The sequence below is a fragment of the Mycobacterium sp. NPDC003449 genome (genome assembly GCF_053588415.1).
Window position 1 is genome coordinate 14507 of record NZ_JBSFPX010000042.1, and the last position, 26888, is coordinate 41394.

At 69.6% G+C, this 26888-nt stretch carries 25 protein-coding genes and 1 pseudogene; 8 read left to right on the forward strand and 18 right to left on the reverse strand.

Annotated features, from left to right (window positions below; translation table 11 throughout):
* Positions 1-4 precede the first annotated feature (4 nt).
* Positions 5-1453 (reverse strand): MFS transporter, encoded by a 1449-nt coding sequence (locus ACWDTP_RS13685; protein ID WP_450020467.1) that lies wholly within the window; start codon positions 1451-1453, stop codon positions 5-7.
* 96 nt (positions 1454-1549) lie between these two features.
* Here ACWDTP_RS13685 and ACWDTP_RS13690 point away from each other — a divergent pair, with 96 nt between their 5' ends.
* Complete coding sequence (locus tag ACWDTP_RS13690; protein WP_450020469.1) at positions 1550-2107, forward strand: TetR/AcrR family transcriptional regulator; 558 nt, start codon at positions 1550-1552, stop codon at positions 2105-2107.
* Between the two features lie 9 nt (positions 2108-2116).
* A complete protein-coding gene (locus ACWDTP_RS13695; protein WP_450020510.1) occupies positions 2117-3427 on the forward strand; it encodes a thymidine phosphorylase in 1311 nt (436 codons plus the stop codon).
* 11 nt (positions 3428-3438) lie between these two features.
* Here the strand turns inward: ACWDTP_RS13695 and ACWDTP_RS13700 are convergent, their stop codons facing one another.
* The 6 genes from ACWDTP_RS13700 to mgtE all read right to left on the reverse strand — a co-directional run bounded on the left by ACWDTP_RS13700 (position 3439) and on the right by mgtE (position 7916).
* On the reverse strand, positions 3439-4266 hold the full coding sequence (locus ACWDTP_RS13700) for a hypothetical protein (protein ID WP_450020471.1): 828 nt from the start codon (positions 4264-4266) through the stop codon (positions 3439-3441).
* Positions 4253-5338: a WXG100 family type VII secretion target gene (locus tag ACWDTP_RS13705; protein ID WP_450020473.1), complete on the reverse strand. Its 1086-nt coding sequence runs from the start codon at positions 5336-5338 to the stop codon at positions 4253-4255. Before ACWDTP_RS13705 ends, ACWDTP_RS13700 begins: the two co-directional genes overlap by 14 nt.
* 4 nt (positions 5339-5342) lie before the next feature.
* Positions 5343-5627 (reverse strand): hypothetical protein, encoded by a 285-nt coding sequence (locus tag ACWDTP_RS13710; protein ID WP_450020475.1) that lies wholly within the window; start codon positions 5625-5627, stop codon positions 5343-5345.
* A complete protein-coding gene (locus tag ACWDTP_RS13715; RefSeq protein ID WP_450020512.1) occupies positions 5624-5764 on the reverse strand; it encodes a hypothetical protein in 141 nt (46 codons plus the stop codon). Before ACWDTP_RS13715 ends, ACWDTP_RS13710 begins: the two co-directional genes overlap by 4 nt.
* Before the next feature lie 592 nt (positions 5765-6356).
* Complete coding sequence (locus ACWDTP_RS13720) at positions 6357-6509, reverse strand: hypothetical protein (protein ID WP_450020477.1); 153 nt, start codon at positions 6507-6509, stop codon at positions 6357-6359.
* 30 nt (positions 6510-6539) lie between these two features.
* Positions 6540-7916: a magnesium transporter gene (gene mgtE / locus ACWDTP_RS13725; RefSeq protein WP_450020478.1), complete on the reverse strand. Its 1377-nt coding sequence runs from the start codon at positions 7914-7916 to the stop codon at positions 6540-6542.
* 458 nt (positions 7917-8374) lie between these two features.
* On the opposite strand from mgtE, the gene ACWDTP_RS13730 reads away from it, so the two are divergent.
* Positions 8375-9463, forward strand: a complete 1089-nt coding sequence (locus ACWDTP_RS13730) for an adenosine deaminase (protein ID WP_450020480.1) — start codon at positions 8375-8377, stop codon at positions 9461-9463.
* Between the two features lie 6 nt (positions 9464-9469).
* Here ACWDTP_RS13730 and ACWDTP_RS13735 read toward each other — a convergent pair whose 3' ends face one another.
* From ACWDTP_RS13735 to ACWDTP_RS13765, 7 genes are all read right to left on the reverse strand, one after another.
* Positions 9470-10177, reverse strand: a complete 708-nt coding sequence (locus ACWDTP_RS13735; RefSeq protein WP_450020482.1) for an alpha/beta fold hydrolase — start codon at positions 10175-10177, stop codon at positions 9470-9472.
* Positions 10178-10183: 6 nt separating this feature from the next.
* Entirely contained in the window at positions 10184-11476 is a 1293-nt protein-coding gene (satS, locus tag ACWDTP_RS13740; RefSeq protein WP_450020484.1) for a protein export chaperone SatS, read from the reverse strand.
* A gap of 56 nt (positions 11477-11532) precedes the next feature.
* Positions 11533-12657, reverse strand: a complete 1125-nt coding sequence (locus ACWDTP_RS13745; protein WP_450020485.1) for a C40 family peptidase — start codon at positions 12655-12657, stop codon at positions 11533-11535.
* A 2-nt stretch (positions 12658-12659) separates the two neighbouring features.
* Positions 12660-12962: a hypothetical protein gene (locus ACWDTP_RS13750; RefSeq protein WP_450020487.1), complete on the reverse strand. Its 303-nt coding sequence runs from the start codon at positions 12960-12962 to the stop codon at positions 12660-12662.
* A 41-nt stretch (positions 12963-13003) separates the two neighbouring features.
* On the reverse strand, positions 13004-13726 hold the full coding sequence (locus tag ACWDTP_RS13755) for an SDR family NAD(P)-dependent oxidoreductase (protein ID WP_450020488.1): 723 nt from the start codon (positions 13724-13726) through the stop codon (positions 13004-13006).
* A 40-nt stretch (positions 13727-13766) separates the two neighbouring features.
* Positions 13767-14384: a sigma-70 family RNA polymerase sigma factor gene (locus ACWDTP_RS13760; protein WP_450020490.1), complete on the reverse strand. Its 618-nt coding sequence runs from the start codon at positions 14382-14384 to the stop codon at positions 13767-13769.
* Positions 14385-14534: 150 nt separating this feature from the next.
* Positions 14535-17306 (reverse strand): AAA family ATPase, encoded by a 2772-nt coding sequence (locus tag ACWDTP_RS13765; protein ID WP_450020492.1) that lies wholly within the window; start codon positions 17304-17306, stop codon positions 14535-14537.
* 140 nt (positions 17307-17446) lie between these two features.
* Here ACWDTP_RS13765 and ACWDTP_RS13770 point away from each other — a divergent pair, with 140 nt between their 5' ends.
* Positions 17447-18352, forward strand: coding sequence for an RNA polymerase sigma-70 factor (locus ACWDTP_RS13770; protein WP_450020494.1), 906 nt, complete (start codon positions 17447-17449; stop codon positions 18350-18352).
* A gap of 13 nt (positions 18353-18365) precedes the next feature.
* Here the strand turns inward: ACWDTP_RS13770 and ACWDTP_RS13775 are convergent, their stop codons facing one another.
* Positions 18366-20102, reverse strand: a complete 1737-nt coding sequence (locus ACWDTP_RS13775) for an L-aspartate oxidase (RefSeq protein WP_450020496.1) — start codon at positions 20100-20102, stop codon at positions 18366-18368.
* Positions 20103-20231: 129 nt separating this feature from the next.
* Here ACWDTP_RS13775 and ACWDTP_RS13780 point away from each other — a divergent pair, with 129 nt between their 5' ends.
* Both ACWDTP_RS13780 and upp read left to right on the forward strand, forming a co-directional pair.
* Complete coding sequence (locus ACWDTP_RS13780; RefSeq protein ID WP_450020498.1) at positions 20232-20987, forward strand: SDR family oxidoreductase; 756 nt, start codon at positions 20232-20234, stop codon at positions 20985-20987.
* Between the two features lie 49 nt (positions 20988-21036).
* Positions 21037-21660 carry a uracil phosphoribosyltransferase gene (upp, locus tag ACWDTP_RS13785; protein WP_450020500.1) on the forward strand — a complete coding sequence of 208 codons (624 nt, stop codon included), beginning with the start codon at positions 21037-21039 and terminating at the stop codon, positions 21658-21660.
* Positions 21661-21672: 12 nt separating this feature from the next.
* Here the strand turns inward: upp and ACWDTP_RS13790 are convergent, their stop codons facing one another.
* Positions 21673-23292, reverse strand: a complete 1620-nt coding sequence (locus ACWDTP_RS13790) for a phospho-sugar mutase (protein WP_450020502.1) — start codon at positions 23290-23292, stop codon at positions 21673-21675.
* Positions 23289-23735, reverse strand: coding sequence for a MarR family winged helix-turn-helix transcriptional regulator (locus ACWDTP_RS13795; protein WP_450020504.1), 447 nt, complete (start codon positions 23733-23735; stop codon positions 23289-23291). Before ACWDTP_RS13795 ends, ACWDTP_RS13790 begins: the two co-directional genes overlap by 4 nt.
* A 120-nt stretch (positions 23736-23855) precedes the next feature.
* Between ACWDTP_RS13795 and ACWDTP_RS13800 the strand changes: the two genes are divergently transcribed.
* A complete protein-coding gene (locus tag ACWDTP_RS13800; protein ID WP_450020506.1) occupies positions 23856-24953 on the forward strand; it encodes an AbrB family transcriptional regulator in 1098 nt (365 codons plus the stop codon).
* On the opposite strand, the gene ACWDTP_RS13805 is transcribed toward ACWDTP_RS13800, so the two are convergent.
* Positions 24905-25318 (reverse strand): hypothetical protein, encoded by a 414-nt coding sequence (locus ACWDTP_RS13805; protein ID WP_450020508.1) that lies wholly within the window; start codon positions 25316-25318, stop codon positions 24905-24907. The two genes, ACWDTP_RS13800 and ACWDTP_RS13805, sit on opposite strands and share 49 nt — an antisense overlap.
* Positions 25319-25339: 21 nt before the next feature.
* On the opposite strand from ACWDTP_RS13805, the pseudogene ACWDTP_RS13810 reads away from it, so the two are divergent.
* Positions 25340-26888 (forward strand): annotated as a pseudogene (locus tag ACWDTP_RS13810) (arabinosyltransferase C-terminal domain-containing protein); the annotation flags it as partial.

The following is a 26888-nucleotide window of genomic DNA, read 5'->3' on the forward strand; positions in this document are numbered from 1 at the left end:
CGGTTCAACGACTCCGGCGGGTGCCGAAGGCCGGCAGCGGCAGCAGCGCGGCTCCCGCCGCGGCGACCAGGGCGGCCACGGCGAAGGCCGTCGCGAAGGCGGCGCCGGACGGGAGTTCGGTCCTCGTCACGGTGTTACCGACGAGTAGGGCCGCGGCGAGCTGGCCGCCCACCGCTCCGCCGACGGTGCGCGCCACGGTGTTGATGCCGTTGGCGCTTCCGCTCTGGGTGGGTGGGCAGGCGGCGTTCACCATCCGCGGCAGCGACGCCATCGCCAGTCCCCAGCCGATACTCGCGATGCCGTAGTTCAGCACCACCTGCCAGATGCCGCCGTGGGCGAGGGCGAGTGCCGCCGTGCCCGCCGCCGCGACGGCCAGACCGGCGATCAGCGGGCCGCGTACTGCGGCGGTCGGCTCGGTCTCGACCTCGCGGATCGGGCGTTCGAGCCGCGTCGCCGCCCAGCTCGCCGGGACCGTCAGCAGCGTGCCGGGCAGCAGGACCAGGGCGGCCCCGGTGACCGACAATCCGAACCCGGCGCCACCTCCGGCGGGAAGCACGGCCAGTTTCGGCACCAGGACGTAGACGGCGAATTGATTGACGCCGAGCAGGAGAGCGCCGAGGTGTGCTGCCGCGAGCGGCCTTTCGGTAATCAGCGCCGGGTCCACGACGGGGTGGGCGACCCGGTGTTCCACCGCGGCGAAGGCCGCCAGGCAGGCCAGGGTCGCGCCGAAAAGCCCGAGTACGGAAGGTGATGTCCAGCCCCAGGCCGGCGCCTGGGTGATCGCGAGCAGCGCCGCGATCAGCCCCGCCGCCATCAACGCACTGCCCGGTAGGTCGAGCCGGCCGGGGTGGCGTTCGGGGGCCTCCGGAATCCAGCGCAGCGTGAGCGCCAGCGCGATGACGACCAGCCCGGCGCCGATCGCGAAAAGCCAGCGCCATGAGCCGTGATCGACGACCAGACCGCCGACCAGCAGGCCGAGCCCGGCCGTACCGGTCACCAGACCGGAGGTCAGCGCGAGACCGAAATGCACCCGATCGGCGGGCAGGGCGTACCTGATGACCGCGAAGGACAACGGCACCAGCGTCAGCCCGACCCCCTGTACGGCGCGGCAGGCGATGAGCGTGCCGATGTTCGGAGCGGCGATCGCGCCCAACGTGCCGAGCAGGTAGACCGTCAGCATCCAGAGCAGCACCCGGCGCTTCCCGTAGCGGTCACCCAGCCGGCCGGCGAGCGGCGTGACCACCGCGCTGGCCAGCAGCATGGCCGACAGCACGGCCCAGGACGCGGCGGTGGTGCTGGTGTGCAGGTCGCGCTGCAGGGTGCCGATCGTCGGTACCAGCATGGTCTGCATCAGTCCGTAGGAGATGACGACCGCCGACACCGCGGCCAACACGTGTGCCGGGCGGTGACGGGTGCCGGCGGATCGGGCATGCTGGCTGGCGATGACGTCCACTGATCTCCTCCGTCGGGTCGGGTGCCGCACCGTGCGAACGGTGTTCGCAGCGCGCGGGGCAAGCCTAGCGCGAACAGTGTTCGCAGTGGGGTGTCCGTGACCGGCGATGCGGCCCGGCAGGTGCTGAGCAGGGCGTCGATCACCGCGACCGCGTGGCGGATCGCCGATGACGAAGGCCTCGCCGAGGTGACCTGCCGGCGGATCGCGCGCGAACTCGGCACCGGCCCGGCGTCGCTGTACCGCCACATCACCGACCGCGGGCAGCTGATCGGGCTGCTGGCCGAGGACCTCGCGGCCGGCTATCCGCTGGTCGACGTGGCGGGCGGCCCGGCCGACCGCCTGGTCTCGCAGTGGCTGGCGATGCGCGACTACCTGGTCGCCCACCCCTGGGGGGCGCAGATCATCGCGGACGGCGAGCACACGGTGTCCACGGCGCAGCCGGTGACCGACCGGTGCGTGACGCTGCTCCGCGAGATCGGACTCGAGGAGCGGGCCGCCCACCGGGCCTATCGTGCGCTGTGGCGGCTGCTGATCGGCCATCTGGTCAGCCGGCACCCGTTCGGCCATCTACAGGGCGCGCCGCCGCAGGACGACGATTTCGAATGGGCGCTGCGGGTGCTGCTCGCCGGCGTCATCGCCGAACCGGGAAAGTAGGGTTGCGTCATCGACAATTCAAGCGCCAGGGCGCATCTCGACGCGCCCACCATCATCCGGACCAAACGTGACGGCGGCGCGCTGTCCGATGCGGCCATCGACTGGGTGATCGACGCCTACACCCACGGCCGGGTCGCCGACGAACAGATGTCGGCGCTGCTGATGGCGATCTTCCTGCGCGGGATGACCCCGGCCGAGACCACCCGTTGGACCGCCGCGATGGTGAACTCCGGGGACCGGTTCGACTTCACCGATCTGCACCGGGACGGCAGGCCGCTCGCCCTGGTCGACAAACATTCGACCGGCGGGGTGGGGGACAAAATCACCATTCCGCTGCTGCCAGTGGTGATGGCCTGCGGCGCGGCCGTCCCGCAGGCGTCCGGGCGCGGGCTCGGGCACACCGGCGGCACCCTCGACAAGCTGGAAGCCATTCCGGGTTTCACCGCCGAGCTGTCCAAAGACCGGATCCGCCAACAGCTTTCCGACGTCGGTGCGGCAATCTTCGCCGCCGGTGACCTGGCGCCCGCCGACCGCAAGCTCTACGCGCTGCGCGATATCACCTCCACCGTCGACTCGATGCCGCTGATCGCCAGCTCGATCATGAGCAAGAAGCTCGCCGAGGGAGCCCGCGCACTGGTGCTCGACGTCAAGGTGGGGCGCGGGGCGTTTCTCAAGACCGAGGACGAATCCCGCGAGTTGGCCCGCACCATGGTCGGGCTCGGCAACGCCTACGGGGTGCCGACCCGCGCATTGTTGACCGATATGAACCGCCCGCTGGGACGCACGGTCGGCAATGCGGTCGAGGTCGCCGAATCACTGGAGGTGCTGGCCGGCGGTGGTCCCGCCGATGTGGTGGAGCTGACCCTGGCGCTGGCCTCCGAGATGCTCGGGGCCGCCGGGATCGACGGGGTCGATCCGGCCGACACGCTGCGCGACGGGTCGGCGATGGACCGGTTCCGTGCCCTGGTCTCCGCCCAGGGCGGGGACCTCGACCGGCCGTTGCCGCTCGGCGCTGCCTCCGAGACCGTCACCGCACCGAGCGACGGGGTGATGGGCGATATCGATGCGATGGGTGTGGCGATGGCGGCGTGGCGGCTGGGCGCCGGGCGCGCGCAGCCCGGCGAGCCGGTTCAGCTCGGGGCAGGCGTGCGGATCCACCGCGGGCCGGGCGAGCCGGTGACGGCCGGTGCGGACGTGTTCACCCTGTACACCGATACCCCGGAGCGGTTACCGGCCGCGCTCGCCGAACTCGACGGAGCGTATTCCGTGTCGGACCGGGCGCCCGAACTTGGCCCGGTCGTCATCGACCGGGTCGGGTAGGTGGCGGGGCATCACGCGACAGGTGATTGCCGGGCTCGAGTGAGTGCCGCATCGGTGCCGAGTTCGGCACGCAGTTCCGGGTTGTCGATGTAGGCTCGCACGTAGTTGAACAGGACGTAGGGGTCGACGTTGAACTGTCGGCAGTCGAATTGGATCATCGGTACCGGCGGAAGGCGATCGATACGCCAGAAGCGTGTCGTGTACCGGCGGTCCCAGACGATATTCCTGTATCCGATCACCAGGATGGCCGGGTAGCCGTTGAATGCGGGTGTCACACCCGCAACACCCGACCAGTCCAGTCGTGATTCGAAGCTCCATCCGCGTTGCACAATTCCCTGCGTCGATAGTGTGACGCCACCACGGTGGATACGGCCGAACGCTACGGCAGCGACGAAGGACGCGAATATCACGCCGAATGCCCCGAACAGCACCGAACCGCCGGGAAACCCCTCGTCCTGATGGATGTATATCTCGACAGCACCCATAGAGCAAAAGATTGCGAAGCATGCCATCAATGCGACGAGGATCGTGAACTGCCAGGTCGAGTAACGGATTTCGGTTCCCGAAATGCCGTCCCGCTCCACCGTCCGGACCGCTGCCGGCAGGCCAACGCGCCGGCATCGAGCGACTGCTGGGAATGCGGCTATTAGAACCAGCATCAGCGCGAAAAGCAGAAAGTATCTGAGAGCAATCAAGTTGCCCGCTTGTGCGACAACGATTCCGAACAGGGTTGAGAACAGCGCGAATATGATCAGTGTCGTGACGGTGAGGTAGAACCGGATGCTGCCTCGTGTTTCCGCCCATTTCTCGGGCACGTCTCGATGCTCAGAAGATTGCATCCCATGCGTCCTCTGCTAGGCCTCCGATGGCCTTTCCGGTGTTGCTGACCGCCGCGGCTCCGTCACTGATCGCCTGACCGACGCTGCCGATCCCGTTCTGATACAACGAATCGACCGCACCAGAGGTGAATATCCCGACTGCGGCACCGACCACGGCGCCAGCCGCCGTTCCCACGCCTGGTACCGGAATCGCGCTACCGATTGCCGCGCCAGTCAGTGTTCCCGCGAGAACTGAAGCGCCGAAACCGGCGCCGCCGGACACGATGGCTTGGTCGACATCTTTGCCGTTGGCGATGTCGTAGGCAATGCCGCCCACCGCCAGCGCCCCGCCGACCTTGAGACCAATCGGACCCGCTTTTGCTTCGGCGCTCGCCGCCGCCTTCGCTGCATCGTCGGCTGTGTTGGCAAATACCCGAGATTGATCGAAGTCCCGATAGATCTGGGCGGCGGGTGTGCCCGGGGGCGCTGACTTCGCCAAGTCCAGAAACTTCGCCGATTCGTCGGCCATGAATTTGGAATGCTCCAACAACGTAGAGACGTGCACGGCAACCAACGCGCCTGCCGCACCGTTGATCAGGTCGGCCACCACAAAGAACCACTTGCTCGAAATATCCGCCCAGGCATTCTTCAGCGTGTCGGCGGCAAATTTCTCGATCTCCCGTGCCGCGGTCGCTCCGTCGAGTGCGGTCGCATAAGCGTTGATCTTCTCTTGAGTAACGGGGGCGGGATCTTGAATGATGAAACCATCAACGGTCAATCCGGCGCTGGCTGCCTTGTCGCGGACCGATTGCATTTCTGATTGTGCTCGTTGGAGGTCCGCCGCGAAGTCGTCGATCGCCCGTGCACCGTCGACAGCGGCTGCGTCCAAGCCGTCGGCCTTCGTTGCCCCGTTCGTCATCCTCGCGACGAAGGCATCCCCGGCATCGCCCTGCCAGTCGCCGGTGGCGGTAGTTCGCGCGCTGTGAATCTGATCCACGGTCGAAGAAATTTTGGTCGCCAGGGTCGACCGAAGCCATTCCGCTGTCGAGCGGACAGCGGCAGGGTTGCCCTCTACTTTGGTATCGATCGACACGCAATCATCCTGTCCCCATTGCCTTCTTCACTGCCTCGGCCCCCACTTCATCCTGATTGCGATAGCTGGTGCTAGCCGTGGCAACGGCGTCACCGACCGCCTTCACAGCAACGACGAGCTGACCGGTGTTGTCGACCAGTTTCGCCAGGATTCCCAGAATCGCCGGTGTGCCATATCCACCATCAACTGACGTCGGCGCTGAGGCGCTCGCGCTGTCGAGGTTGATGCCGGCGCTCGTCATCGATTGCGAAATCTTGTCGAGTGCATCGGGGTCGACGTGCAGTGTCATTTCTGGCTCCGCCGCTGGTCAAGTGGAATCACCACGTCGAGCAGCAACAGTTGGAATGGGTGGGCATTCTGCAACTGGCCGAGGCCGGCGGTCGGCATCACAATCCATGCCTGGTCATCTCCACAGCAAGCGTGCAGCCGGTCGAGAGCGGAGTACGCGAGTAGTGCCGTCCGTCCTGAGTCTGACGCATGTCAATCGGCGCAGAATTCGGGTCATCGACCGCCTCGGCACACGGCAAGTAGACGACAGGCGGAAAGTCGCTTGGAATCGCTTTCGGCGTCGAGTGTTTCGCGCGGGCGCCGACAGTCGGTATCTCCTCCGTAACGCCCCCGTGGCTGTGAACAGGCGGCCCCTCGGGACGATTTCGCACCGCGTGGTGGGGGGTGTAGGCATCGGGGGCTCGCTGAATCGGGGCCGACTGTGCACGCGTTCTACTGGGAGGCGACGAGTCCCAGGGACGCTGGGTGCGCTTCTCAGCCCCCCTCGTCGGCGGATCCCGCACCATGATCCGACGGCCGGACATACCCCATTGCTGCTTCCCCCTCTAGCGCTCTCTGGCACCGGCCGCCCCGATGTCTGGAAGCACGTTCTCCGTATCTCCCTCGCCGGATGAGATTATCAGCGTCTCGGTAAAGGTAGAGACACTTCTTAGATCGCAGGTCATAGCACGTTTTTCGGTTGCCCTGGGTCTGTGAGCGGCGGTGGCACGCCGCGCCCGTGAGTGGATCACTATGTGGCGTAGAGCTTGGCGATGGCATCGAGCCAGCTGTCCACATCGGTGGATTCGATGAACTGCAGCGCATGGCCGGCGTATGCCACCACCCGCGGTTCCAGCCCCACCACCACCGAATCGACCCGTTTATCGCCGAACGGCCTTCGCACGATCGCCGCGCACGGCCCCGGCTGTCCGGCTCAAATACCCAGCACGATCTTGGCGATGACGAAGTAGATCAGCAATCCGGTCGCGTCGACGAAGGTCGAGATGAACGGGTTGGAGAACACCGCGGGGTCGGCGCGGATGGCACGAGCCAGCAGTGGCATGGCGCCGCCCACCGTGGCAGCCATGGTGCACAGACTCACGAAGGTCAGCCCGATCACCGCGCCGATGTCGCGACCATAGATCACGGTGGTCACCACGAACGCGGCCGAGCCGAGCAGCACACCCAGCGACAACCCCACCCGGAACTCCCGGAACAGCACCTTGCCCAGATCGCGCGGTACCACGTCACCCAGGGCCAGAGCCCGTGTGACGGTGGTGGCGGCCTGGTTGCCGGTGTTGCCTCCGGTGCCGATCAGCAGCGGCACGAACAACGCGAGTGTGACCACCTGTTCCAGCGTGGCTTCGAAGACCTCGAGCACCTGGACGGTCAGGGTCGCGCCGATGGCGAGCACCAGCAGCCAGACCACCCGCGAGCGCACCAGGCCGGCGACCGGCGCCGTGAGGTACGGCCGGCGCAGCGGTTCGGAACCACCGATGCGGGCCTGGTCCTCGGACTCGGCGTTCTCCAAGATCGCCAAGGCATCGTCGACCGTGAGGATGCCCACCAGTCGGCTCTCGTTGTCGACCACCGGCAGTGCGAGCAGTTTGAGGTCGGCGCAGCGGCGGGCGGATTCTTCGGCGTCGTCGGTGGCCCGCACGCTGTACGGCCGCTGCATCAGCTCACCGACCGTAGTTCCTGGTGATGCTTTCATCAGATCACGCAGGCTGGCGATGCCCACCAGTATCCGCTGGGCGTCGGTGACCGGCGTGGTGTAAACGGTTTCGGCGTCCGCGAGCCGTGCGGTGATCCGGCTCAGTGCCTCCTCGTTCGACATTTCCGGGCGGACGGCGACGAACTCCGGGCTCATCCGTCGGCCGATCGAGCCCTGCGGGTAACCCAGGATCGGTGCGGTGAGATCCCGCTCGTGGGCCGGCAGCCCCTGCAGCAGCCTGCGCGCCACCGTGGCGGGCAGTTCGTCGAGGAGTTCCACCCGATCGTCGGGGTCCAGCTCGGCGAACAGCGCCGCGACATCGTCGTCCTTGAGGGCCACCACGAGATCGCCCTGCAGGCTCGCGTCGAGATTCTCGAACACCTCCAGGGCCCGGTCCTTGGCCAGCAGCCGATACAGCACGGCGCGCCGCTTGGAATCCAGGCGTTCCAACACATCGACGACCTGCGCGGTGGTCAGCGGCCGCACCGCCGACGTCAGCACGGTCAGATCGAGATCGTCGGCCATTACCCGTTCGATCGCTCTGGTCACCGCATCACGGTCGGCCTCATCGATCTGACTCATCGGGACCTCGGACATGGGCGGACACCCCAATCTTTCGAGCTGTTTGCGGCACGGTCGAGGTCGGCGCGCGCATGAGCGTGCGCCACCGCGGCCGTTACCAACACTGAAATGGTCATCGCGCAACCTCCCCGAACCCCGGGGGTGCGCGCCCACAAACCAGACGGCCCGACAGTCAACCGACGCGGTCAACCATCCGAACCGAGATCAGCGCAAGGCCGAGCGGACCTCTTCCGCGAGGGCGTTCCAACCATGCGCGCCGATACTGTCGTCTGGCATGCGCCGCTCACCTCGCTTCCTCGTCTCGACCGAACCCGCAGGACGCCTGCGGCCCCGCCCAGTAGACCGGAAGCCTGATCAACAGTCAAACGCCTGCCCGAGTGCAGAATCGGGGCAGGCCCGGTGGGCGGGATGGACCCGACGGTGAGATCGGCGATGAACCGGCCGATCCGGCCGAACATGCGCATGATGGTGGGATGAGTACCCCGCTGACCCTGGAAAAGATCCGTCACGCCCCGAAGGCCCTGCTGCACGACCACCTCGACGGTGGCCTGCGTCCGGCCACCGTGCTCGATCTGGCCGGGCAGTTCGGTTACGAGGATCTGCCCGCCACCGAGGTCGACGAGCTGGCCACGTTCTTCCGCACCGCGGCGCACAGCGGATCGCTGGTGCGTTACCTGGAACCGTTCGCCCACACCGTCGGCGTGATGCAGACCCCGGAGGCGCTGCACCGGGTCGCCTACGAATGCGTCGAGGACCTGGCCGCCGACAACGTGGTGTACGCCGAGATCCGGTTCGCGCCGGAACTGCACATCGACGGCGGCCTTTCGCTGGACGAGGTGGTCGACGCGGTGTTGGCCGGGTTCGCCGACGGCGAGAAGGCTGCCACCGCCGAGGGGCGCACCGTGGTGGTGCGTTGCCTGGTCACCGCGATGCGCCACGCTGCCCGGTCGCGTGAGATCGCCGAGCTGGCAATCCGGTTCAGGGACAAGGGGGTGGTCGGTTTCGACATCGCCGGGGCCGAGGCCGGCTATCCGCCGTCGCGTCACCTCGACGCGTTCGAGTACATGCGGAGCAACAACGCGCGCTTCACCATTCACGCCGGTGAGGCGTTCGGCCTGCCGTCCATCCACGAGGCGATCGCGTTCTGCGGCGCCGACCGGCTCGGGCACGGGGTGCGCATCGTCGACGACATCACCGCACTCGACGATGGGACCGAGCGGCTCGGCCGGTTGGCATCGATCCTGCGGGACAAACGAATCCCGTTGGAGATGTGCCCGAGCAGCAATGTGCAGACCGGGGCGGCGCCCAGCATCGCCGAGCACCCGTTCGACCGGTTGGCCCGGCTGCGGTTCCGGGTCACGGTCAACACCGACAACCGGTTGATGAGCGATACCACCATGAGTCAGGAGATGGCCCGCCTGGTCGAGGAGTTCGGCTACGGCTGGAGCGATCTGGAGCGGTTCACGATCAACGCGATGAAGTCGGCGTTCATCCCGTTCGACGAACGGCTGGCCATCATCGACGAGGTGATCAAGCCCAGGTACGCGGTGCTGGTTGGGTGAGCGGCCCTAGACCTGGGCCAGCACCTCGCGCAGGGTATCGGCGAAAGCCGCGGGCTCGCTGACGAATCCGCCGTGGTCGCCGGGGAACATCACCGGCGCAACACCCAGGTGGTCGGCGAGCGTGCTGGTGGTCCGCTGGGTCACCAGATGCCCGGATTCCTCACCGAGCCCCAGCAGCAGCCACGCGGAGCGCAGGGCCTCGAGGTCGGGCAGGTATCGGGTGCTCGGCGTCAACGCGTGGGTGAACAGGTGCGTCGCATCGCGCACCTCCTGGGCCGAGGGACCGGCGGCGCCGGGCAGCAGTTCCAGTAGCGGAGGTTCGTGCGCGACGAGGGTGGCCACCCGCTGCGGATGCTGGGTGGCCAGGGCCAGCGCGGTGACCGCGCCGCCGGACGCGCCGAACACGTGGGCACGGTCGGCCCCCAGGTCGTCGAGGATCGCGGCGACGTCGTCGGCCTGCCGCTCGGGCGTGGTGTCGCGGGCCTGCTCGTCGATCGCTGCGCCCGCGACGCCGCGTGGATCGGTGATCACCACGGTGTGGTCGCCGGCCAGCGCGTCGGCCAGCGGCGCCAACTCGGCCGCGGGTGTCGGCGCGGCCAGCACCATCAACAGCGGCCCGGCCCCGCGCACCTCGTAGTGCAGCCGTGCGCCGGGGACGCTGACGGTGTGGGATGCGGTCACGCCGTTCTGACCGGCCGGGTCGGTGGAAGTCATCGCGGGCTACTCCGGACGCAGCCGGGACTCCACGAACCGCTCCAACGTCTCCCACTGCTCGACGGCCTTGGCATACGGTGCGCCGGGCTTGTCGTTGCCGTCCGGCTCGAGTGCGTAGGCCACCACCGCACCCAGCGGTTTGTCCGCGGCGAGCGCGCGGTCGACCGTCTTGTCCTCGGAGTAGTCGCCGACATCGCGCAGCAGTTCGACCGCCAGCTCGAGCTGATCACGATCGATCGCGTCCGGTCCGTCGGCCAGATCGTCGGCGATGCCGCTGAGCACGTAGACGTTCTCCTCGGAGACGTCGACGCGCAGCGAACCGTCGGTGGCCGCGGTCCGGATGTCGTCGTAGGTCGCCAGATCGGACAGGTCGTGGTCGTGTTCGTCGGCGAGGTAGCGGGCCAGGGCACGCTCCGAGCTGAACACGCTGATGCGGCCGTTGCGGCCCAGGAAGACCGGCTGGTCGTCGAGGTAGCAGCGCAGGGTATAGACGGTGTCCGAGCCGGTCATGATGCGCACCGGGTCGATGCCCACCTTGAGCCAGAAGTCCTCGTCACCGCCCAGCACGGCGGCGTCGCCGACGCTCCGCTCGGCCGTCCCGGTGTCGTCGGCGTCGGTCTCGTCGGGCTCGCCGTCCTCGTCCTCGTCCGAGGCGTCGGCATCCTCGTCGAGCGCCTCGGGCTCGTCCTCCTCGGGGGCAGGCTCCTCGAGTTCGGCCTCGGCCTTCTTCACCGCATCGGCATCGAGGCCCTCGGGAACGGTGATGACCTCGTCGATCGCGTCGATCACGCCGTCCCAGCCGCGGCCGATCACATCCTCGATCTCCGACCAGCGTTTACGCCCGGCCCGGCCGGTGAAAGACTCCAGCCCGCCGCCCACCTGCCCGAGCACCGGGTTGCCGTTGAAGAACTTGCTGATCGCGGTGAGCTCGCACACCGAGCCGATCGACGACACGATCGCCAGGGTGCGGGCCAGCCCCTGCACCGACTCCTCGGTCGGCTTGTCGGCGACCACCTCGGGCACACCGATCAGATCGTGGTGGCGGTCCTCGGCCGGATCCAGCTTGTGCGCCGACACCGTGGTCAGCTTCTCCCAGGCCGGGTGGTCGGCGAGGTCGTTGTCGGTGTTGGTACGGACGAATGCGGCCAGGTCGGCGGCCGATTCGAAGGCGAAAAGGTCCTCGTCCTTGCCGAGGAAGGCCTCCCATTCGTCGCCGGCGTCCCGCCAGCGTGGGGCCCACAATGTGTAGAGGTCGCCCTTGGTCAGCCCGAGCCGGACCGGCACGATGTCAGCAGCCATGCGGCACAGCCTAACGGCGGCCCCTTGGGGCCGACGCAGTCCTCTCCCGTTCCCGGTCACGCCGTCGGCCGCCAGAACCCCTGAAAACCCTGACCGGCGTTGGTGGTGCGGATCGGGGAGAGCTGCACCGGATCGCCCGCCTCGATCATCGTGGTGGACGACACCACCATCGCCACGTGACCGTCCCACACCGCCAGGTCACCCGGCCGCAGGGCGTCCGCCCCGACGGCCGCGCCGATGTCCTGTTCCTGAGCCAGCCGCGGAATGTTCAGCCCGGCTTCGTGGTAGGCCCACTGGGTCAGCCCGCTGCAGTCCAGCCCGACGCCCGGGGAGGTGCCGCCCCATCGGTACGGGACGCCCAACTGGGTCAACGCGTGCCGGACCGCGCCGGCTGCCACGGAGTTCGGGGCCAAAACCGAAGTCCCGTCGGGCAGCCGCACCGCAACGCCTTCACCGAACATGGCGGGATCGCGCAGCGCCACGGCCGCGTCCGGTATGGAGAACCCGGCGGGTTCGGCGCCGGCCGGGTGACCTCCGGACCAACCGCCGCCGCTGCTCTGCCAGTCGCCGCCGGCCGAGGCGCCTACTCCCGAACCGGAGCCGCCCGCGCCCGAACCGCCGGTCCACGCGCCCGGCCCCGCCGCGTACCCGGCCGGAACCGTTGGCGCCGCGGAAGCCGCGGGTGGGCGGCTGATCGCGGCCTCCTGCCGGTCCAGTTCGGCGCGCAGTTCGTCGATGACGGCGGTCGCCTCCCGCAGCGACCGCCGCGCCTCGGCCAGCAGTTCCCCGGCCACGCCGGGCTCGTCGAGGTGCGGTTCCAACCGGGCCGCCAGCGCCTCGAACCCGTCGACGATGGCCTGTATCCGCGCGCCCGCGGCGGCCACCGCCGCACCTGCCCGCCGCGCGCCCGCGCCCAATGCACCGGCCTCATCGGCCAGGGCGGCGGCCGTCGCGGCCAGGTGCTCGGTGAACGCCTCCGCGGTGGACGCCGCCGCCCCGGACCAGCCGTCGGAGGTCCGGGTGCGGGTGCGCTCGACCGCGGTCGCGACGTCGGCGAGGGCGGCCCCGGCGTCGGCCAGCGCGGTGACCGGGGCATCGTGGGCCGGCCAGCCGGGCCCCACCAGCGCCCGGAGTTCGTGCAGGGGCGCGGCGAGCGCGCTCACGAACGTCGCGCCCGGCACCGCTACACCCGGGGCAGCAGGCCCGCGGCCCGCAGGCCGGACGCGTCATAGGCCGCCGCGCTGTGCCCGGCGGTGACACCGGCGGCACGGGCCGCCTCGGCCAGAGCGGCAACGCTGTTCGAATGCTCGGCGACCGCTCGGGTGAACACCGAAAGGAAGCGGTCGCCGACCGGCCCCAGCCCGGCCGGTACCGCAAGGGTTCGCAGCGCGGCCGCGACGGCGGCGAGTTCCTCGGCGTGCACGGTGTGTGCGGCGCCGAGCGCGCGGATGGCGTGGGTGTCGGCACGCAGGGTGTTGGCGGGCATGACGTTATGACGCCCGCCGGTCCGGTTCGGTTCCCTCGCGGTCAGACGGCCGCGCCGCCGCCGTCGGCGTGCAGCGTCGACCCGGTGATGAAGCTGGACCGCGGCGAACTCAGGAACAACACGGCCTGCGCGATCTCCTCGGGCTGAGCGGTGCGGCCCAGCGGCAGCGCCCGGCCCAGTTCCTCGTTCGTCTCGCCCCACTCCGCCGCCACCCCCGGCGTGCGGGTCGGCCCCGGTGCCACGCTGTTGACCCGGACTCCGCCGGAGCCGAATTCCGCGGCCCAGGTGCGGGTGAGGGATTCGACGGCCGCCTTGGACGCGCTGTACACCGAAGCCCCCGCGACGCCCTTGGACGCCACCATCGAGGTCACGTTGACGATGCTGCCCCGGCCCCGCTCGAGCATGCCCGCGACCAGTTCGGCGACCAGGAAGTAGGTGCCCCGGACATTGGTGTCGAAGGTCCGCTCGAACGAGTCGAGGTCCTGATCGACGGTCAGCGCGCCGGGGAACGCGGCCGCGTTGTTCACCACAATGTCCACCGGACCGCACTGCCGGGCCAGCGATTTCACGGCCGCCACATCGGCGAGGTCGGTCTGCACGAACCGGACCGCACCGTCGATTCCGGCCGCGGCGGCCTCGCCTCGAGCCTGATCCCGCCCGGTGACCGTCACGGCCGCGCCTTCGCGGGCCAGCAGCTGCGCGCAGGCCAGGCCGATCCCTGCGGTGCCTCCGGTGACCAACGTGCGGTACCCGGTCAATTCCATTCGTTTCTCCTGTTCTCGGTGTCGCGACGGCTCGTTGTCGTCACGCGACGTGCTGGGCGATCTGGACGCAGCTCAGTCCGCGGGCCTTTGCGGTGTCGGCGAGCGAGACCCGCAACCGTTCCCGGCCGCGCGAGATCCGCGACATCACCGTCCCCAGCGGGACTCCCATCAACGCGGCGGTCTGGGCGTAGGTGAAGCCCTGGACGTCGGCGTAGTACACGGTGAGCCGGAAACCCTCGGGCAGCTCGCACAGCGCCGCGCGGATCTGGTCGTCGGGAAGTGCTTCCAGGGCAATGTCTTCTGCGGACCGGCCGGCCGTCGGCGACCGGATCGCGGTGCTCCGCAGATCGGTGTCGGTGATCTCCTCGACGCAGAACTCGTCGGGGCGGCGCTGCCGCATCCGGTGCGTGCTGATCCACCGGTTGTGCATGATGCGAAACAGCCAGGCCCGCAGGTTGGTTCCCGGCCGGAACCGCCGGAATCCGACATAGGCGTTCATCAGGGTGTCCTGCACCAGGTCCTCGGCGTCGCCCTCGCTGCGGGTCAGCCGCCGGGCGGTCCGTAGCAGGGCGGTGCGATGCGGTATGGCGTCGCGCTCGAACCGGGCCGCCAGCTCGGCGTCCGACTCGTCGGCGGGTGTGATCGTGGCGGCGGTCATCGGACTACGACCTTCGTCATGCTCGGATCTCCAAGGCAGTGGGTGAGGTGAAACGGGCGCCATCTCAGACTGGTCGCGCCGGGCCCGTGGCGGACCCTTGAGAATCCGTGGTCGGGTGTGCGTGGTGGCTGCCGGCTACGGCGTTCGGTTTCACCGGGTGCGCAGCTGCCTGCGCGAGGTGATGGCGAGCTTGACGAACACCTTGCGCAGATGCCATTCCACGGTGTGCGGGCTGAGGAACAGCTCGGTGCCGATCTCGTGGTTGGTCAGGCCGGTACCGGCCAGCTGCGCGATCTGGGCCTCCTGGGCCGTCAGCGTGTCGCCGGCCCGGACCGGTGCCTTGCGGGACCGTTCGCCGATCACCGCGAGCTCGCGCCGGGCCCGCTCGGCGAACGCCTTGGCGCCGATCCGGACGAAGGCGTCGTAGGCCGCGCCGAGTGCGACGCGGGCATCGCCGCGCCGGTTGGCCCGGCGCAGCCACTCGCCGTACCGCAGCCGGGCCCTGGCCTGGTGCACGACGAGGCGGGTGCGGCCGTAGCGTTCGATCGACTCGACATAGAGGTGTTCGGCCGCCCGCCCGCTCGCCGGCAGCGCCCGCGCGCCTGCCAGGGCGGCCAGCGCCCAGTCGGTCGCGCAGGGTCGGGTGCGTTCCTCCAGCAACTGCAGCGCCTCCGCCGCGGCATCCCGGTGGCCGCAGCGGGTCGCGGCCTCGATCAGCTCGACCAGGCTCCACCCGTACAGGCCGAGATCCTCGTGCGCACAGGCGGACGCGGCGGCGGCGAAGGCGTCCTCGTAGCGCCCCAGCCCGTTGTTGAGTACCGCGGCGGCGTAGCCCGTGACTCCGAGCATCCGGCCTTCGCGGCGGGCGGCCGCGTCGCCGACGGCCTCCTCGATGAGTGTGCCTGCCTCGGCGGCGTCCCCGCGCCACGCGGCGAGGATTATCGAAAGATAGTGCGGGGACGGGAATTCGGTGGCGGCGTTGGCCTCGTCGGCCCGGTCGATCAGCCGCGCCGCCGCGGCGAACTCACCGGCATGGACGTGCAGCCCGGCGCGGTAGGCCAGGGCCTGGGCCATCACCCCGAGGGTGCCGGTGTCGTGGGCCAGCCGTACCGCGTGGGTGGACAGGCGATGCCACGCCGCGTCGTCCCAGCATTCCCGGACCGCCGTCTCCTGCACGATGGGAAAGGCCAGCCACCACTGCCGGGAGTCGTGGTCGGTCAACGTGTGCAGCGCCGCGCTCAGTGCGTGGTGGCCGCTCGCGGGACCGCAGGCGATCCGGTTCGCGAGCCCGTCGAGGAGCAGCTCGGCGGGCTTCGGGTCGGCCGCATCCTCGGCGGCCGAGCGCGCCGATTCGGCGGCGTCCTTGAGGATGTGCGTCTCGCCGAGCCGCCCGGCGAACATCGCCACCGCGAGGGCCTGGAGGTAGGCCTCGCGAGCCACCGGGCCGTCGAGTGGTTCGAGCCGGTGCGCGGCGTCGAGCAGATCTGCCGCGATCTCGCCGAGGACCGGAGCCCGGGAATCGCCGCCACGGCTACGGCCGAAGTCGACCCGGGCCCGCAGCCGCACCGCCTTGGCCCGTCGCAGCTCGCTCAGCACGCCCAGCTCGGCCATGTCGAGCAGTTCGTAGGCCGCCGACGGTGCGCCCGCATCCCACTTCGCGTGGGCCGCCGCCAGCGCGCGCGAGCTGCGCCGCGACGGATCGGAGCTGAGCAGCGCGGCCCGCTCCAGGAACGCGGCGGCCGCGAGCGTACCGCCGGTTCGGCGCGCCCGTCCGGTCGAGGTCTCCAACTCGGCCGCGACGACGTCGTCGGGCCCGGCCGTCGCATGCGCCGCGTGCCAGGCCCAGCGGGCGGGGTCGAGGGCCGGATCGGTGGCGTCGGCGAGCGCGCCGTGGACCCGACGGCGTTCACCGGAACCCGCCGCGCGGTAGGCGACCACGCGCAGCAGCGGGTGACGGAACCGGACCCGGGGACCGATCTCGATCAGGCCCGCGGCCTCGGCCGGGGCCAGCGCGTCCGATCCGATCCCGAGCCGGGCGGCGGCCCGCAGCAACAGGGTGGGGTCGCCGGTCGGATCGGCCGCCGCGGTGATCACGAGCCTGCGGGTAGGCTCGGGGAGCTGCGCGAGGACACGGGCCAGGTCCTGTTCGACGGACTCGGGGTGCGGGCGGGGCCGCGGGTCGGGGAATCCGCCGCCGCAGTCGGAGGATTCGAGAGTGGCCAGCACCTCCCGGATGGCGCGCGGGTTGCCGCGGGCCTCGGCCACGATCCGGTCCCGCACCCGCGGGTCGAGCCGGCCGAACATATTGGAATCCAGGAACTCGCCGGCATCGCGATCGGCCAGCGGGGTCACCGCCAGCTGGGCCAGACCGGCCAGCGCACGCTCGGGATCCTCGCGCACCGCGAACACCATGGCCACGGGCTCGGTTGTCAACCGTCGTGCCACGAAGGCCAGGGTGCGCACCGACACCCGGTCGAGGCGATCGGCGTCATCGACGATGCACAGCAGCGGGCGCTCCGCCGATGCCGCTTTGATCAGGTTCAGCGCGGCCAGACCGACCAGGAAACGCTCCGGTGCGGGCCCGGTGTCCATGCCGAATGCGGTGTTCAGCGCATCACGCTGCGGGACAGGCAGACTCGCCACGTGAGCCGGCAGCGGTTCGCACAGCTGCTGTAGGCCCGCGTAGGCCAGATCCAGGTCGGACCGGGCGCCGGTGACCCGCCGGATGTCAAACCCCTGCGGGTGGGCCTGCCGCGGGGCGGTCCCCAGGTGGTCGACCAGGTAGTCCAGCAACGCGGTCTTGCCGACGCCGGCCGCACCGCACAGCACCAGAACCCGGCTGCTTCCCGAGCCGACGTCGTCGGCCAACCGGCGCAGCCTGCGGCATTCCGCCGCGCGTCCATGCAGTCGCCGTGGACTCATCGACATCCGCTCCTCATCCGTCGTATCGCCATCCCCCTGTCAGATAGACCGGGCAGCCGGGAAGTCTGTGACAGCCGGGCCCTGTGGGCTGTGTCACCGCACCGCGACGGCGGCCGCGGCCGGTGTGCTTGACTTTGCGGATGGCTGCCCCCGACGACAGTTCCGATGCCGCCGGGCTCTCCGATGCCGCAGCGGTGTTCGCCCGGGTCCGCCCGCAGTTGTTCGGCATCGCCTACCGGATGCTGGGCGGTGTCGCCGAGGCCGAGGACGTCGTGCAGGACACCTGGTTGCGGTGGCAGACCGCCGACCGGGCCGCGGTGCGCGACCCGGTGGCGTTCCTGGTCACCGTCGCCACCCGGATCTGTCTGAACGCATTGCAGTCGGCCCGCGCCCGCCGCGAAACCTACATCGGCCCATGGATTCCCGAGCCCGTCGACACCGCCGGTGATCCGGCGTTGGGGGCCGAGCGGGGCGCCGCGCTCGAGCTGGCCACCCTGATGCTCCTGGAGCGGCTCGCGGCGCCCGAGCGGGCCGCCTACATCCTGCGTGAGGCGTTCGAGTACCCGTATGAGCTGATCGCGCAGGCGATTGCGGTGTCGGAGACCAATGCGCGCCAACTCGTCAGCCGGGCCCGCAGACATCTGACGGCCCAACGCGCCGCCCGGGTGGACGAGGCCGAACGCCGGCGCCTGCTGGAGGCGTTCGTGGCGGCCGCCCAGCACGGTGACCTGGCCGGACTGGAGGCGGTGCTGGCCGCCGACGTGATCAGCTACACCGACGGCAACGGTGCCCGCAACGCCACGACCATCCCGTTGCTGGGCCGCGAGCGGGTGGCCAGAGTCGTCCGCGCGTTCCGGCCGCGGTTCTGGCCCGGTACGACGCTGCGCTGGATCACCGCGAACGGTCAGGCCGCGGTGCTGGTGAGCCGTGACGACGCCGTCATGGCGTTCATCACGGGCACCGCCTCGGCCACGGGACTGGACCGGGTGCTGTGGGTGGTCAGTCCGGACAAGCTCACCCATATCGGCACCGCGGACCCGCTGTGACGTCAGTGCTCTGCTACTCGACCAGTTTGCCGTGCGATGAGACCGCGCGCATATGGGCCGAGATCTCCTGCGGGATGGGAGGAATCTTCTCCCGCTCCAGCCGGCCCGGCCCCGACCACACCATATTGACCTGTAGCGACTCGTCCTGCTCGGGATAGTCCGAGCGATTGTGGCAGCCCCGGGTTTCGCGGCGTTCCATGGCGGCTTCGAGCGTGGCGCGGGCGGCCATGATCGAGGACTTGAGGTCGAACGCATGGGCCAGGTCCTGGAACCCGGCGATATCGGGATGCACACTCATATCGGTCAACTGAGCTTCGACATCGTCTAGTTCGGTCAGGCCGGCCCGCAGCCCGGCCTCGTCGCGGATCACCCCGGCGTGTTTGGTCATCAGGTTGCGCACGGCTCGCTGCAGATAGCGCACGGTTTGGGTGCCGCGCAGCGACAGCGTCGCGTCGATCTCGTCGCGCGCATCCGATACCGCTGCGGGGCAACGTTGCTGGGCGGTCAGGTGCGAGGAGTAGGTGGCCGCGGCGTGGCCGACGATCTTGCCGTACACCAGCAGCTCGATCAGCGAGTTGCCGCCGAGCCGGTTGGCGCCGTGCAGCCCGCTGGCCGCCTCGCCGATCGCATACAACCCCTGCACATCGGTTCGGTGGTCCTCGGCGCGCACCCAGACCCCACCCATCGAATAGTGGGCGGTCGGCGCGATCTCGATCGGCGTCGTGGTGATGTCGAGCAGCTGTAATTCCATTAGTGTCTGGTAGACCCGGGGCAGCCGTTGCATGATCTGGGTCCTCGGCAGGTGCGATACGTCGAGCCACACCCCGCCCCTCGGGGTTCCGCGGCCCTCCCGGATCTCGGTGAACGCCGCCAGCGCCACCCGGTCCCGGGTGGACAGCTCCATCCGTTCGGGATCGTAGCGTTCCATGAACCGTTCACCGAGGCTGTTGCGCAGGATGCCGCCCTCCCCGCGCGCGGCCTCCGAAACCAGTGTTCCGGCAGCGTCTTCGGGTTCCAGCAGGCCGGACGGATGGAATTGGACCAGCTCGGGATCACGGATCCGGCCGCCGGCCTCGACCGCGAGACGAAAGGAATCGCCGGTGTTCTCGTCGCGTCGCGATGAGGTGTGCCGCCAGATCCGGGTGTGCCCGCCCGCGGCCAGGATCACCGCATCGGCATGGATGAGGAACCGGGTGCCGTCGCGCAGATCGAAACCGTACGCGCCGAACACCACGTTGTCGCGGACCAGCAATCGGGTGATGTAGACCGATTCGAGCACCGGGACGGCGAGCTGCTGAGCCCGGCCGACGAGCGTGCGCTGCAGCTCCAGGCCGGTGTAGTCGCCGGCGAACGCGGTGCGGCGGAAGGTGTGCGCCCCGAAGAACCGCTGGGAGATCCGCCCGTCGGTCTCCCGGGCGAACGCCATGCCCCAGCGCTCGAGGTCGGCGATGGAGTCCGCAGCCTGTTCGGTCACGGTCTGTACGGTCACCGGATCGGCGAGCAGATAGCTCTCGGTCAGGGTGTCGGCGGCATGCTGGTGCCAGCTGTCCTCCGGGTCCATGGTGGCGAGCGCGGCGTTGATACCGCCCGCGGCCAGGGTGGTGTGCGCGTCGGACTTCGGTCGCTTGCCGACCGCGAGGACGTCGATGCCCCGTTCGGCGAGTTCGATTGCGGCACGCAGACCCGATCCGCCGGTGCCGATGACGAGCACCGAGGTCGAGATCTGTCGTGCGGGATCATTCGTTGCCACGTCGGGTCAAACGCCGCGCACGGCCCGGATGCATCCGGATGAATTCCGGTGCCCGGATCCGTTGGGTCGGGTAGGAGCCGCGGTGCAGCCGACCGTCGGCTGCTCCGCCGTCGCCAGAAAGGGTTCGTCATGCGGGTTGTGGTCATCGGGGGCACCGGGCTGATCGGGTCGAAGGTGGTGCAAGGGCTGACCGAGCACGGCCACCGTGCCGTGGTCGCGGCACCGCAGACCGGGGTGAACACCATCACCGGTGACGGGTTGGCGGAGGTTCTCGCCGGCGCCGACGTGGTGGTCGACGTGTCGAACTCGCCGTCCTTCGCCGACGACGCGGTGCTGGAGTTCTTCACCACCTCGACCACCAATGTGCTGGCCGCCGAGGAGCGGGCCGGGGTCGGCCACCACGTCGCGCTGTCGGTTGTCGGGACCGATCGGCTGGCCGTGGAGAGCGGTTACTTCAAGGCGAAGCTGGCGCAGGAGAAGCTGATCCGGGAGTCTCGGGCCCCGTACTCGTTGGTCCGGGCCACCCAGTTCTTCGAATTCGTCAACAGCATCGCGGCCTCGGCGACCGATGGCGAAACGGTGCGGCTGTCCCCGGCATTCATCCAGCCGATGGCGGCCGCCGATGTCGCCGAGGCGGTGACGATCGCGGCGGTCGGGGCGCCGACGAACGGCATCACCGAGGTCGCGGGCCCCAGGCGCTACGGCCTCGACGAACTGATCCGCACCGCCCTGCGCCACGCCGGTGATCCGCGCACGGTGCTCGCCGACCCCGCCGCCAGGTACTGGGGTGCCGAACTGTCCGAACGGATGCTGCTGCCCGGCGAAGGCGCGATCGTGTTCGAAACCCAGTTCGAGGACTGGATGCGCGACGCGGCGGGCTTCTAAGCGAGGCTTGCGGGCGTGCGGTGCGTCCCCGACCGGTTAAGGTCGGCGGATGGATGTACGCGTCGTCGACCACCCACTGGCCGCCGCGCGGCTGACCACGCTGCGCGATGAGCGCACCGACAACGCCGGATTCCGGGCCGCGCTGCGCGACCTGACCCTGATGCTGATCTACGAGGCCACCCGTGATGCCGCATCGGACCGGATTTCGGTGCGCACACCGCTGACCACCACGACCGGTTCCCGGCTGGCCAACCCACCGCTGCTGGTGCCGGTGCTGCGGGCCGGGCTGGGGATGGTCGATCAGGCGCATGCCCTCATCCCCGAGGCGCAGGTGGGTTTCGTCGGCGTCGCCCGCGACGAGCAGACCCACCAACCCACGCCCTATCTGGCGTCGCTGCCCGACGATCTCAGCACCCGGTCGGTGTTCGTGCTGGATCCGATGCTGGCCACCGGCGGATCGATGGCGCACACCATCGGACTGCTCAAGGCCCGCAACGCCGTCGACATCACCGCGGTGTGTGTGGTCTGCGCGCCGGAGGGCATCGCCGCACTGGAGCGCGCCGCCCCGGATATGCGGCTGATCACCGCGACCGTCGACGAGGGTCTGAACGAGATCGCCTACATCGTGCCGGGTCTCGGCGATGCGGGGGACCGGCAGTTCGGGCCGCGTTGAGGCGACCGGGCGCTACCAGCGGTCCGCGGCGGCGGCGAGCCGCTCGGCGACCGCCCTGGCCCGGCCCCTCGCCGCGTCCACGTCGTCGGTCGGTGCGCACCGGACCTCGATGTAGGACTTGAGTTTCGGTTCGGTTCCGGACGGGCGGACCACCACCCGGATGGTGGTGTCGTCGCCCGCGTCGCCCGCGAAGATCAATGCGTCGGTGCGTTGTTGACCGCGGCGCTGAAGCAGGTCGTCGGCGGTGACGGCGACCCCGGCCAGTTCCTCCGGCGGGGCCGACCGGAGCCGGGCCATCGCGGCAGCGGCATCCTCGACGGGGCGCGACACCGCGCGGGTGACGTGCACACCGTGGACCCGGGCCAGATCGTCGAGCGCATCGGACCCGGTGCGGCCCTGATCACGCAGCGCGGCAATCAGATCGCAGGCCAGGACCGCCGCGGAGATGCCGTCCTTGTCGCGGACGGCGGCCGGGTCGACGCAGTGCCCGATCGCCTCCTCGTAGGCGTAGACCAGGGTGGTGCCGGGAGCGGCGGCGCGGGCCAGCCATTTGAACCCGGTGAGCGTCTCGGCGTGGTGGGCGCCGTGCGCGGCGGCGATCGCGGCCAGCATGCGCGAGGACACCACGGTGCTGGCCACCACGGTGGCCTCGCTGACCGGGCCGGGCTCCAGCTGCGACAGGATGTAATCGCCCAGCAGCCAACCGGTTTCGTCGCCGGACAGCATGCGCCAACCATCCGGGGTGGGGATGCCGACCGCGCACCGGTCGGCATCGGGGTCCAGTGCGATCGCCACCTCGGCATCCACGTCGGCGGCCAGGTCCAGCAGCGCGTCGACCGCGCCGGGCTCCTCGGGGTTGGGGAATCCGACTGTCGGGAAATCCGGGTCGGGGACGAACTGCGACTCGACCACGTGCACATCGTCGAATCCGGCCATCGCGAGTGCGTCCAGGACGTACTCGCCGCCGACGCCGTGCAGCGGGGTCACCGCCACCCGCACCGACCCGGTGGCGCGGCGCACCTTGGCGGCCCGGTCCAGGTAGCTCCCGATCTGCGCCAGCCCGCCGGTCTGCACTGCGGCCCTGGGGATTTCGTCGGCATGAGGGGCGCGGGCCATCGCGGCCTCGATCTCGCGGTCGGTGGGGGAGATGATCTGCACACCACCGGCGAGGAACACCTTGTAGCCGTTGTCGGTGCGTGGATTGTGCGATGCGGTGATCTGGATCCCGGCTTCGGCGGGCATGTGGCGCACCGCGAACGCGATCACCGGGGTCGGCACCGCGGCCAGCATCAACAGCACCTGGAATCCTTCGGCGGCAAGGACTTCGGCGGCGGCCAGGGCGAACTCGTCGGACTTGTGCCGGGCGTCGCGGCCGACGACGACGGGCGAACCGCCCAGACACCGGTCCTTGAGTACCTGGGCGACCGCCCAGGTGGTGCGCAGCACCACGGCCAGGTTCATGCCGTCCGGCCCGCCGCGGAGCGGGCCGCGCAGCCCCGCGGTGCCGAAGGTCAGCGGATGGCTGAACCGCCGCTCCAGGTCGTCGGGAGTGCAGGCGGTCAGTTCGGCCGCGGTGTGCGGGTCGGGGTCGTGGGTGATCCAGTCCTGAGCCTCGGTCGCGATCGACGTCATGAGGCCAGTGTGCTCGCCCCGGCCTCGGAGTAAGCGAGCTTGTGCAGGACCGGGGCGACCAGCATGAGCAGATCGAACTCCAGATCGGTCAGGTTCTCACGCATGGTCGCGTGCAGCCACGCGTCGCGTTCGGCGCGATCGGCCCGCAACAGGTCGGCGCCGGCGGGGGTGATGTCGATCAGCTGGCGGCGGCGGTCGTTGTCGTCGGGGCGCCGGGCGATGAGCCCGCGGCCGAGCAGTTCGTTGATGCTGTCGGTGAGGGATTGCACCCGCACATGCAGGCGCGTGCCGAGCTCGGCGGGCGTCGTGTTCGGGGTGCGGCTGACCTCGCCGAGGATCTCCATCTGGCTCAGGGTCAGGCCGTGATCGGGCCGGTGCCGCCGCATCTGACGGGTCACCGCCATCATCGACTCGCGCAGCTCGGTGGCGGACGTCGCTTTCATAGCCCTGCTCCCATAACCAAGTTATACCTTGGTAATTAGCTGGTGTCATCAAGCTCATAACGTGCTGATGTGGGTATTTAACAAGTTGGCACTTAGAATATCGGGCGAATGGGAGGTCGGATGCGACGCGTCTTGCGCTGGGTTCTGCTGTTGGCGGCAACCGTCGCCGTCACCATCCCGTTGAACCTGGTGGGCGTCCCGTCCGCGGCCCTGTTCGCCGCCCTCGCGGTGGGCATCGTGTTGGCGCTGGTATCGATGGCCCCCGAGCGGGTGCCGCGCGGTGCGGGCGCGGTGGCCCAGGGGGTGCTCGGTGTCTACATCGGCACCATGGTTCACCAGGACGCGGTCGACGCGCTGCACGGGGACTGGCTGATCGTGCTCGGGGTCGCCGTGGGCACCCTGCTGCTCAGTGTCATTGCCGGTGCGTTGCTGGGGCTGCATCGCGATGTCACACCGCTCACCGGTTCGCTCGCGCTGGTCGCCGGGGGCGCATCGGGTCTGGTGGCGATCGCCCGCGAACTCGGCGGCGACGATCGCGTCGTCTCCGTCATCCAGTACCTGCGGGTGGCGCTGGTCACCGGGACCATCCCGCTCGTCGTCACGTTGGTCTTTCATGCCGACCGCTCCCACCCCGCGGCGGCACCCGTCCGAACCGAATCCGCGCCCTGGTACCTGAGCCTGGTCATGCTGGCCGTTCTGGTCGCCGTCGGCGCCGTGGGCGGCAAGCTGATCCGACTGCCCGGCGCCGGGCTGCTCGGGCCGCTGGCCCTGACCGTCGTGCTGCAACTGACCGGGTTGTCGTTCGGCCTGACCGTTCCGGATCTACTGGTGCAGGCCGGCTACATGGTGATCGGCTGGCAGGCCGGGGTGGCGTTCACCCGCGAATCGATGCGTGCCATCGCCCGCATCCTGCCGTTGGCGTTGGTGCTCATCGTGGTGCTCGGGGTGGCGACCGCGGGCCTTGGTGTCCTGCTGGCCGATGTCACCGGGATGACTCAACTGGAGGGCTACCTCGCCACCAGCCCGGGCGGCGTGTACGCCGTGCTGGCCACCGCGGTCGAGACCGGGTCCAACGTCACGTTCATCATCGCCGCCCAGGTGGTCCGGGTGCTGCTGATGCTGTTCGCGGCTCCACTGATGGCTCGGGGCCTGATCCGGTTCAGCGACCGTCACCGCCGGGCGGGCGACGAACCGGTCGCGGTCGCCGCACGGCGGTAGATGATCGGCTGGGCCGCAACGTCGTTCGCTTTGAAGTTGGCCAGCACGAACGAGCGGAAGGTGCGCCGGAACAACAAGCTGGGCAGGAAAACCCGCAGGGTGGGCCAGCTGGCGTGGTTCACCACGCTGTAGTCGACCGGCTCGCCCGGTTGGGGGCGCAACAGGATCGAGTCTGGCAACGAGGTGTGGCGCTGGAACCAGCCCGCGGTGTACTCCCACACGTCGTACACGGTTTCGGCGTTGTCGCAATGAAAATAGTTGAACAGGAACCAGCGGTCGCTGCCGTGGTCGACCTCGGCGATGCGGGCCGCGTTGCCCGCCGCGACCTCGTGCAGATGGCGTGCGTTGCGGTCGAATTCACTCACCATGGCTCGGTAGGCGGGGTCGGCGCGCTGTCCCGGCGGTTCGGGATCCTGATCACCATGGCGTGCCTGTTCCCGTCGATGCTGGTGTTCCTGCGGCGCAAGCGAATTCCCGGTATCGCCAAGGGTCCGGCGTGGCGGCTGATGGGCATCATCTTCGGCACCATCTTCCTGCTCACCTTCACCCCGACCAAGTGGATCCACCACTTCGGGCTGTTCGCCGCGGTCGGCGCGGCGATGGCCGCACTGGCCACGGTGCTGCTGGGGCCGACCGTGCTGCGCTCACCACGTAACCGCATGGCGTTTCTTTCCGTCGTACTGTTCGTTGTCGCTTTGTGTTTCGCCTCCACCAACGGCTGGTGGTACGTGTCCAGCTATGGCGCGCCGTTCAACGACAGCACCCCGCACCTTGGCCCGGTCACCGTCAGCGGCGTGTTCTTCGGTCTGTGCCTGCTCACGGCCGCCTACACCGGCTGGCTGCACGTCACCCGCGGTGCCCGGCCCGAACCCAGGACGGTCCGGTTGTTCACCGCCGCACCGGTTCCCATCGCGGCCGGTTTCATGGTCGTCGTCTTCGCCGGGTCGATGGCCATCGGGGTGGTGCGCCAGTACCCCACCTACTCCAACGGCTGGGCCAATCTGCGCGAACTCACCGGCGGATGTGGCCTAGCCGACGATGTGCTCGTCGAACCCGACGCCAACGCCGGATTCCTGACACCCGAGCCGGGCGGCTACGGCCCGCTCGGCCCGTTGGGCGGCACCGATCCGGTGGGCTTCACCCCGGGTGGTGTACCCGAACACACACTGGCCGAGGCGGTCTGGCAGTCCACCGCCCAGCCGGGGACCGACTACGACTGGCAGTCCCCTTCGGTTCTCCCCTACGGTCTCGATCCGGCCCGGGTCCCCATGGCCGGCAGCTATACCGCCGGGCCACAACAGACCAGCACCTTGACCTCGGCCTGGTACCGGCTGCCCCCGGCCGACAGGGCGCACCCGCTCGTCGTCGTCACCGCCGCGGGCACCATCACCGGCGAGAGTGTGCTGTCCGGACACACCGAGGCGCAGACCGTCGCGCTCGAGTACGGCACGACCGGCCCCGGCGGCGGGCCCCAGCCCAGCGGCCGGGTGTCCCCGATGGACATCGGGCCCCAACCGTCCTGGCGTTCACTGCGATTCCCCCGCACCGCGATTCCCGCCGACGCGGCGTACGTCCGGATCGTGGCCGACGACCGCTCACTGGCGCTCGGGGATTGGGTCGCGGTCACACCACCCCGGGTGCCCGAGCTGCGCTCACTGCAGGAGTACCTGGGTTTGACGCAGCCGGTGCTGCTCGACTGGATGGTCGGCCTGGTGTTTCCCTGCCAGCACCCGATGCTGCACGCCAACGGGGTCACGGAAGTGCCGAAATACCGGATCTCACCGGACTATCCGGCCAAGCTGCAGAACCCCGACACCTGGCAGGAGGGCCGCAACGGCGGCTTGCTTGGCATCACCGACGTGATGTTGCGGGCCCATGTCATGCCCACCTATCTGTCCGACGACTGGGGCCGGGACTGGGGCTCGCTGCGCAGGC

Excerpts from the sequence above, each read along its gene's own strand:
- upp (WP_450020500.1), top strand. The coding sequence starts at position 21,037 with ATGGATGTACGCGTCGTCGACCACCCACTGGCCGCCGCGCGGCTGACC.
- ACWDTP_RS13750 (WP_450020487.1), bottom strand. The coding sequence starts at position 12,962 with ATGCCCGCCAACACCCTGCGTGCCGACACCCACGCCATCCGCGCGCTC.
- ACWDTP_RS13780 (WP_450020498.1), top strand. The coding sequence starts at position 20,232 with ATGCGGGTTGTGGTCATCGGGGGCACCGGGCTGATCGGGTCGAAGGTG.
- ACWDTP_RS13730 (WP_450020480.1), top strand. The coding sequence starts at position 8,375 with ATGAGTACCCCGCTGACCCTGGAAAAGATCCGTCACGCCCCGAAGGCC.
- satS (WP_450020484.1), bottom strand. The coding sequence starts at position 11,476 with ATGGCTGCTGACATCGTGCCGGTCCGGCTCGGGCTGACCAAGGGCGAC.
- ACWDTP_RS13770 (WP_450020494.1), top strand. The coding sequence starts at position 17,447 with ATGGCTGCCCCCGACGACAGTTCCGATGCCGCCGGGCTCTCCGATGCC.
- mgtE (WP_450020478.1), bottom strand. The coding sequence starts at position 7,916 with ATGTCCGAGGTCCCGATGAGTCAGATCGATGAGGCCGACCGTGATGCG.
- ACWDTP_RS13790 (WP_450020502.1), bottom strand. The coding sequence starts at position 23,292 with ATGACGTCGATCGCGACCGAGGCTCAGGACTGGATCACCCACGACCCC.
- ACWDTP_RS13700 (WP_450020471.1), bottom strand. The coding sequence starts at position 4,266 with ATGCAATCTTCTGAGCATCGAGACGTGCCCGAGAAATGGGCGGAAACA.
- ACWDTP_RS13795 (WP_450020504.1), bottom strand. The coding sequence starts at position 23,735 with ATGAAAGCGACGTCCGCCACCGAGCTGCGCGAGTCGATGATGGCGGTG.
- ACWDTP_RS13710 (WP_450020475.1), bottom strand. The coding sequence starts at position 5,627 with ATGACACTGCACGTCGACCCCGATGCACTCGACAAGATTTCGCAATCG.
- ACWDTP_RS13800 (WP_450020506.1), top strand. The coding sequence starts at position 23,856 with ATGCGACGCGTCTTGCGCTGGGTTCTGCTGTTGGCGGCAACCGTCGCC.
- ACWDTP_RS13735 (WP_450020482.1), bottom strand. The coding sequence starts at position 10,177 with ATGACTTCCACCGACCCGGCCGGTCAGAACGGCGTGACCGCATCCCAC.
- ACWDTP_RS13760 (WP_450020490.1), bottom strand. The coding sequence starts at position 14,384 with ATGACCGCCGCCACGATCACACCCGCCGACGAGTCGGACGCCGAGCTG.
- ACWDTP_RS13765 (WP_450020492.1), bottom strand. The coding sequence starts at position 17,306 with ATGAGTCCACGGCGACTGCATGGACGCGCGGCGGAATGCCGCAGGCTG.
- ACWDTP_RS13755 (WP_450020488.1), bottom strand. The coding sequence starts at position 13,726 with ATGGAATTGACCGGGTACCGCACGTTGGTCACCGGAGGCACCGCAGGG.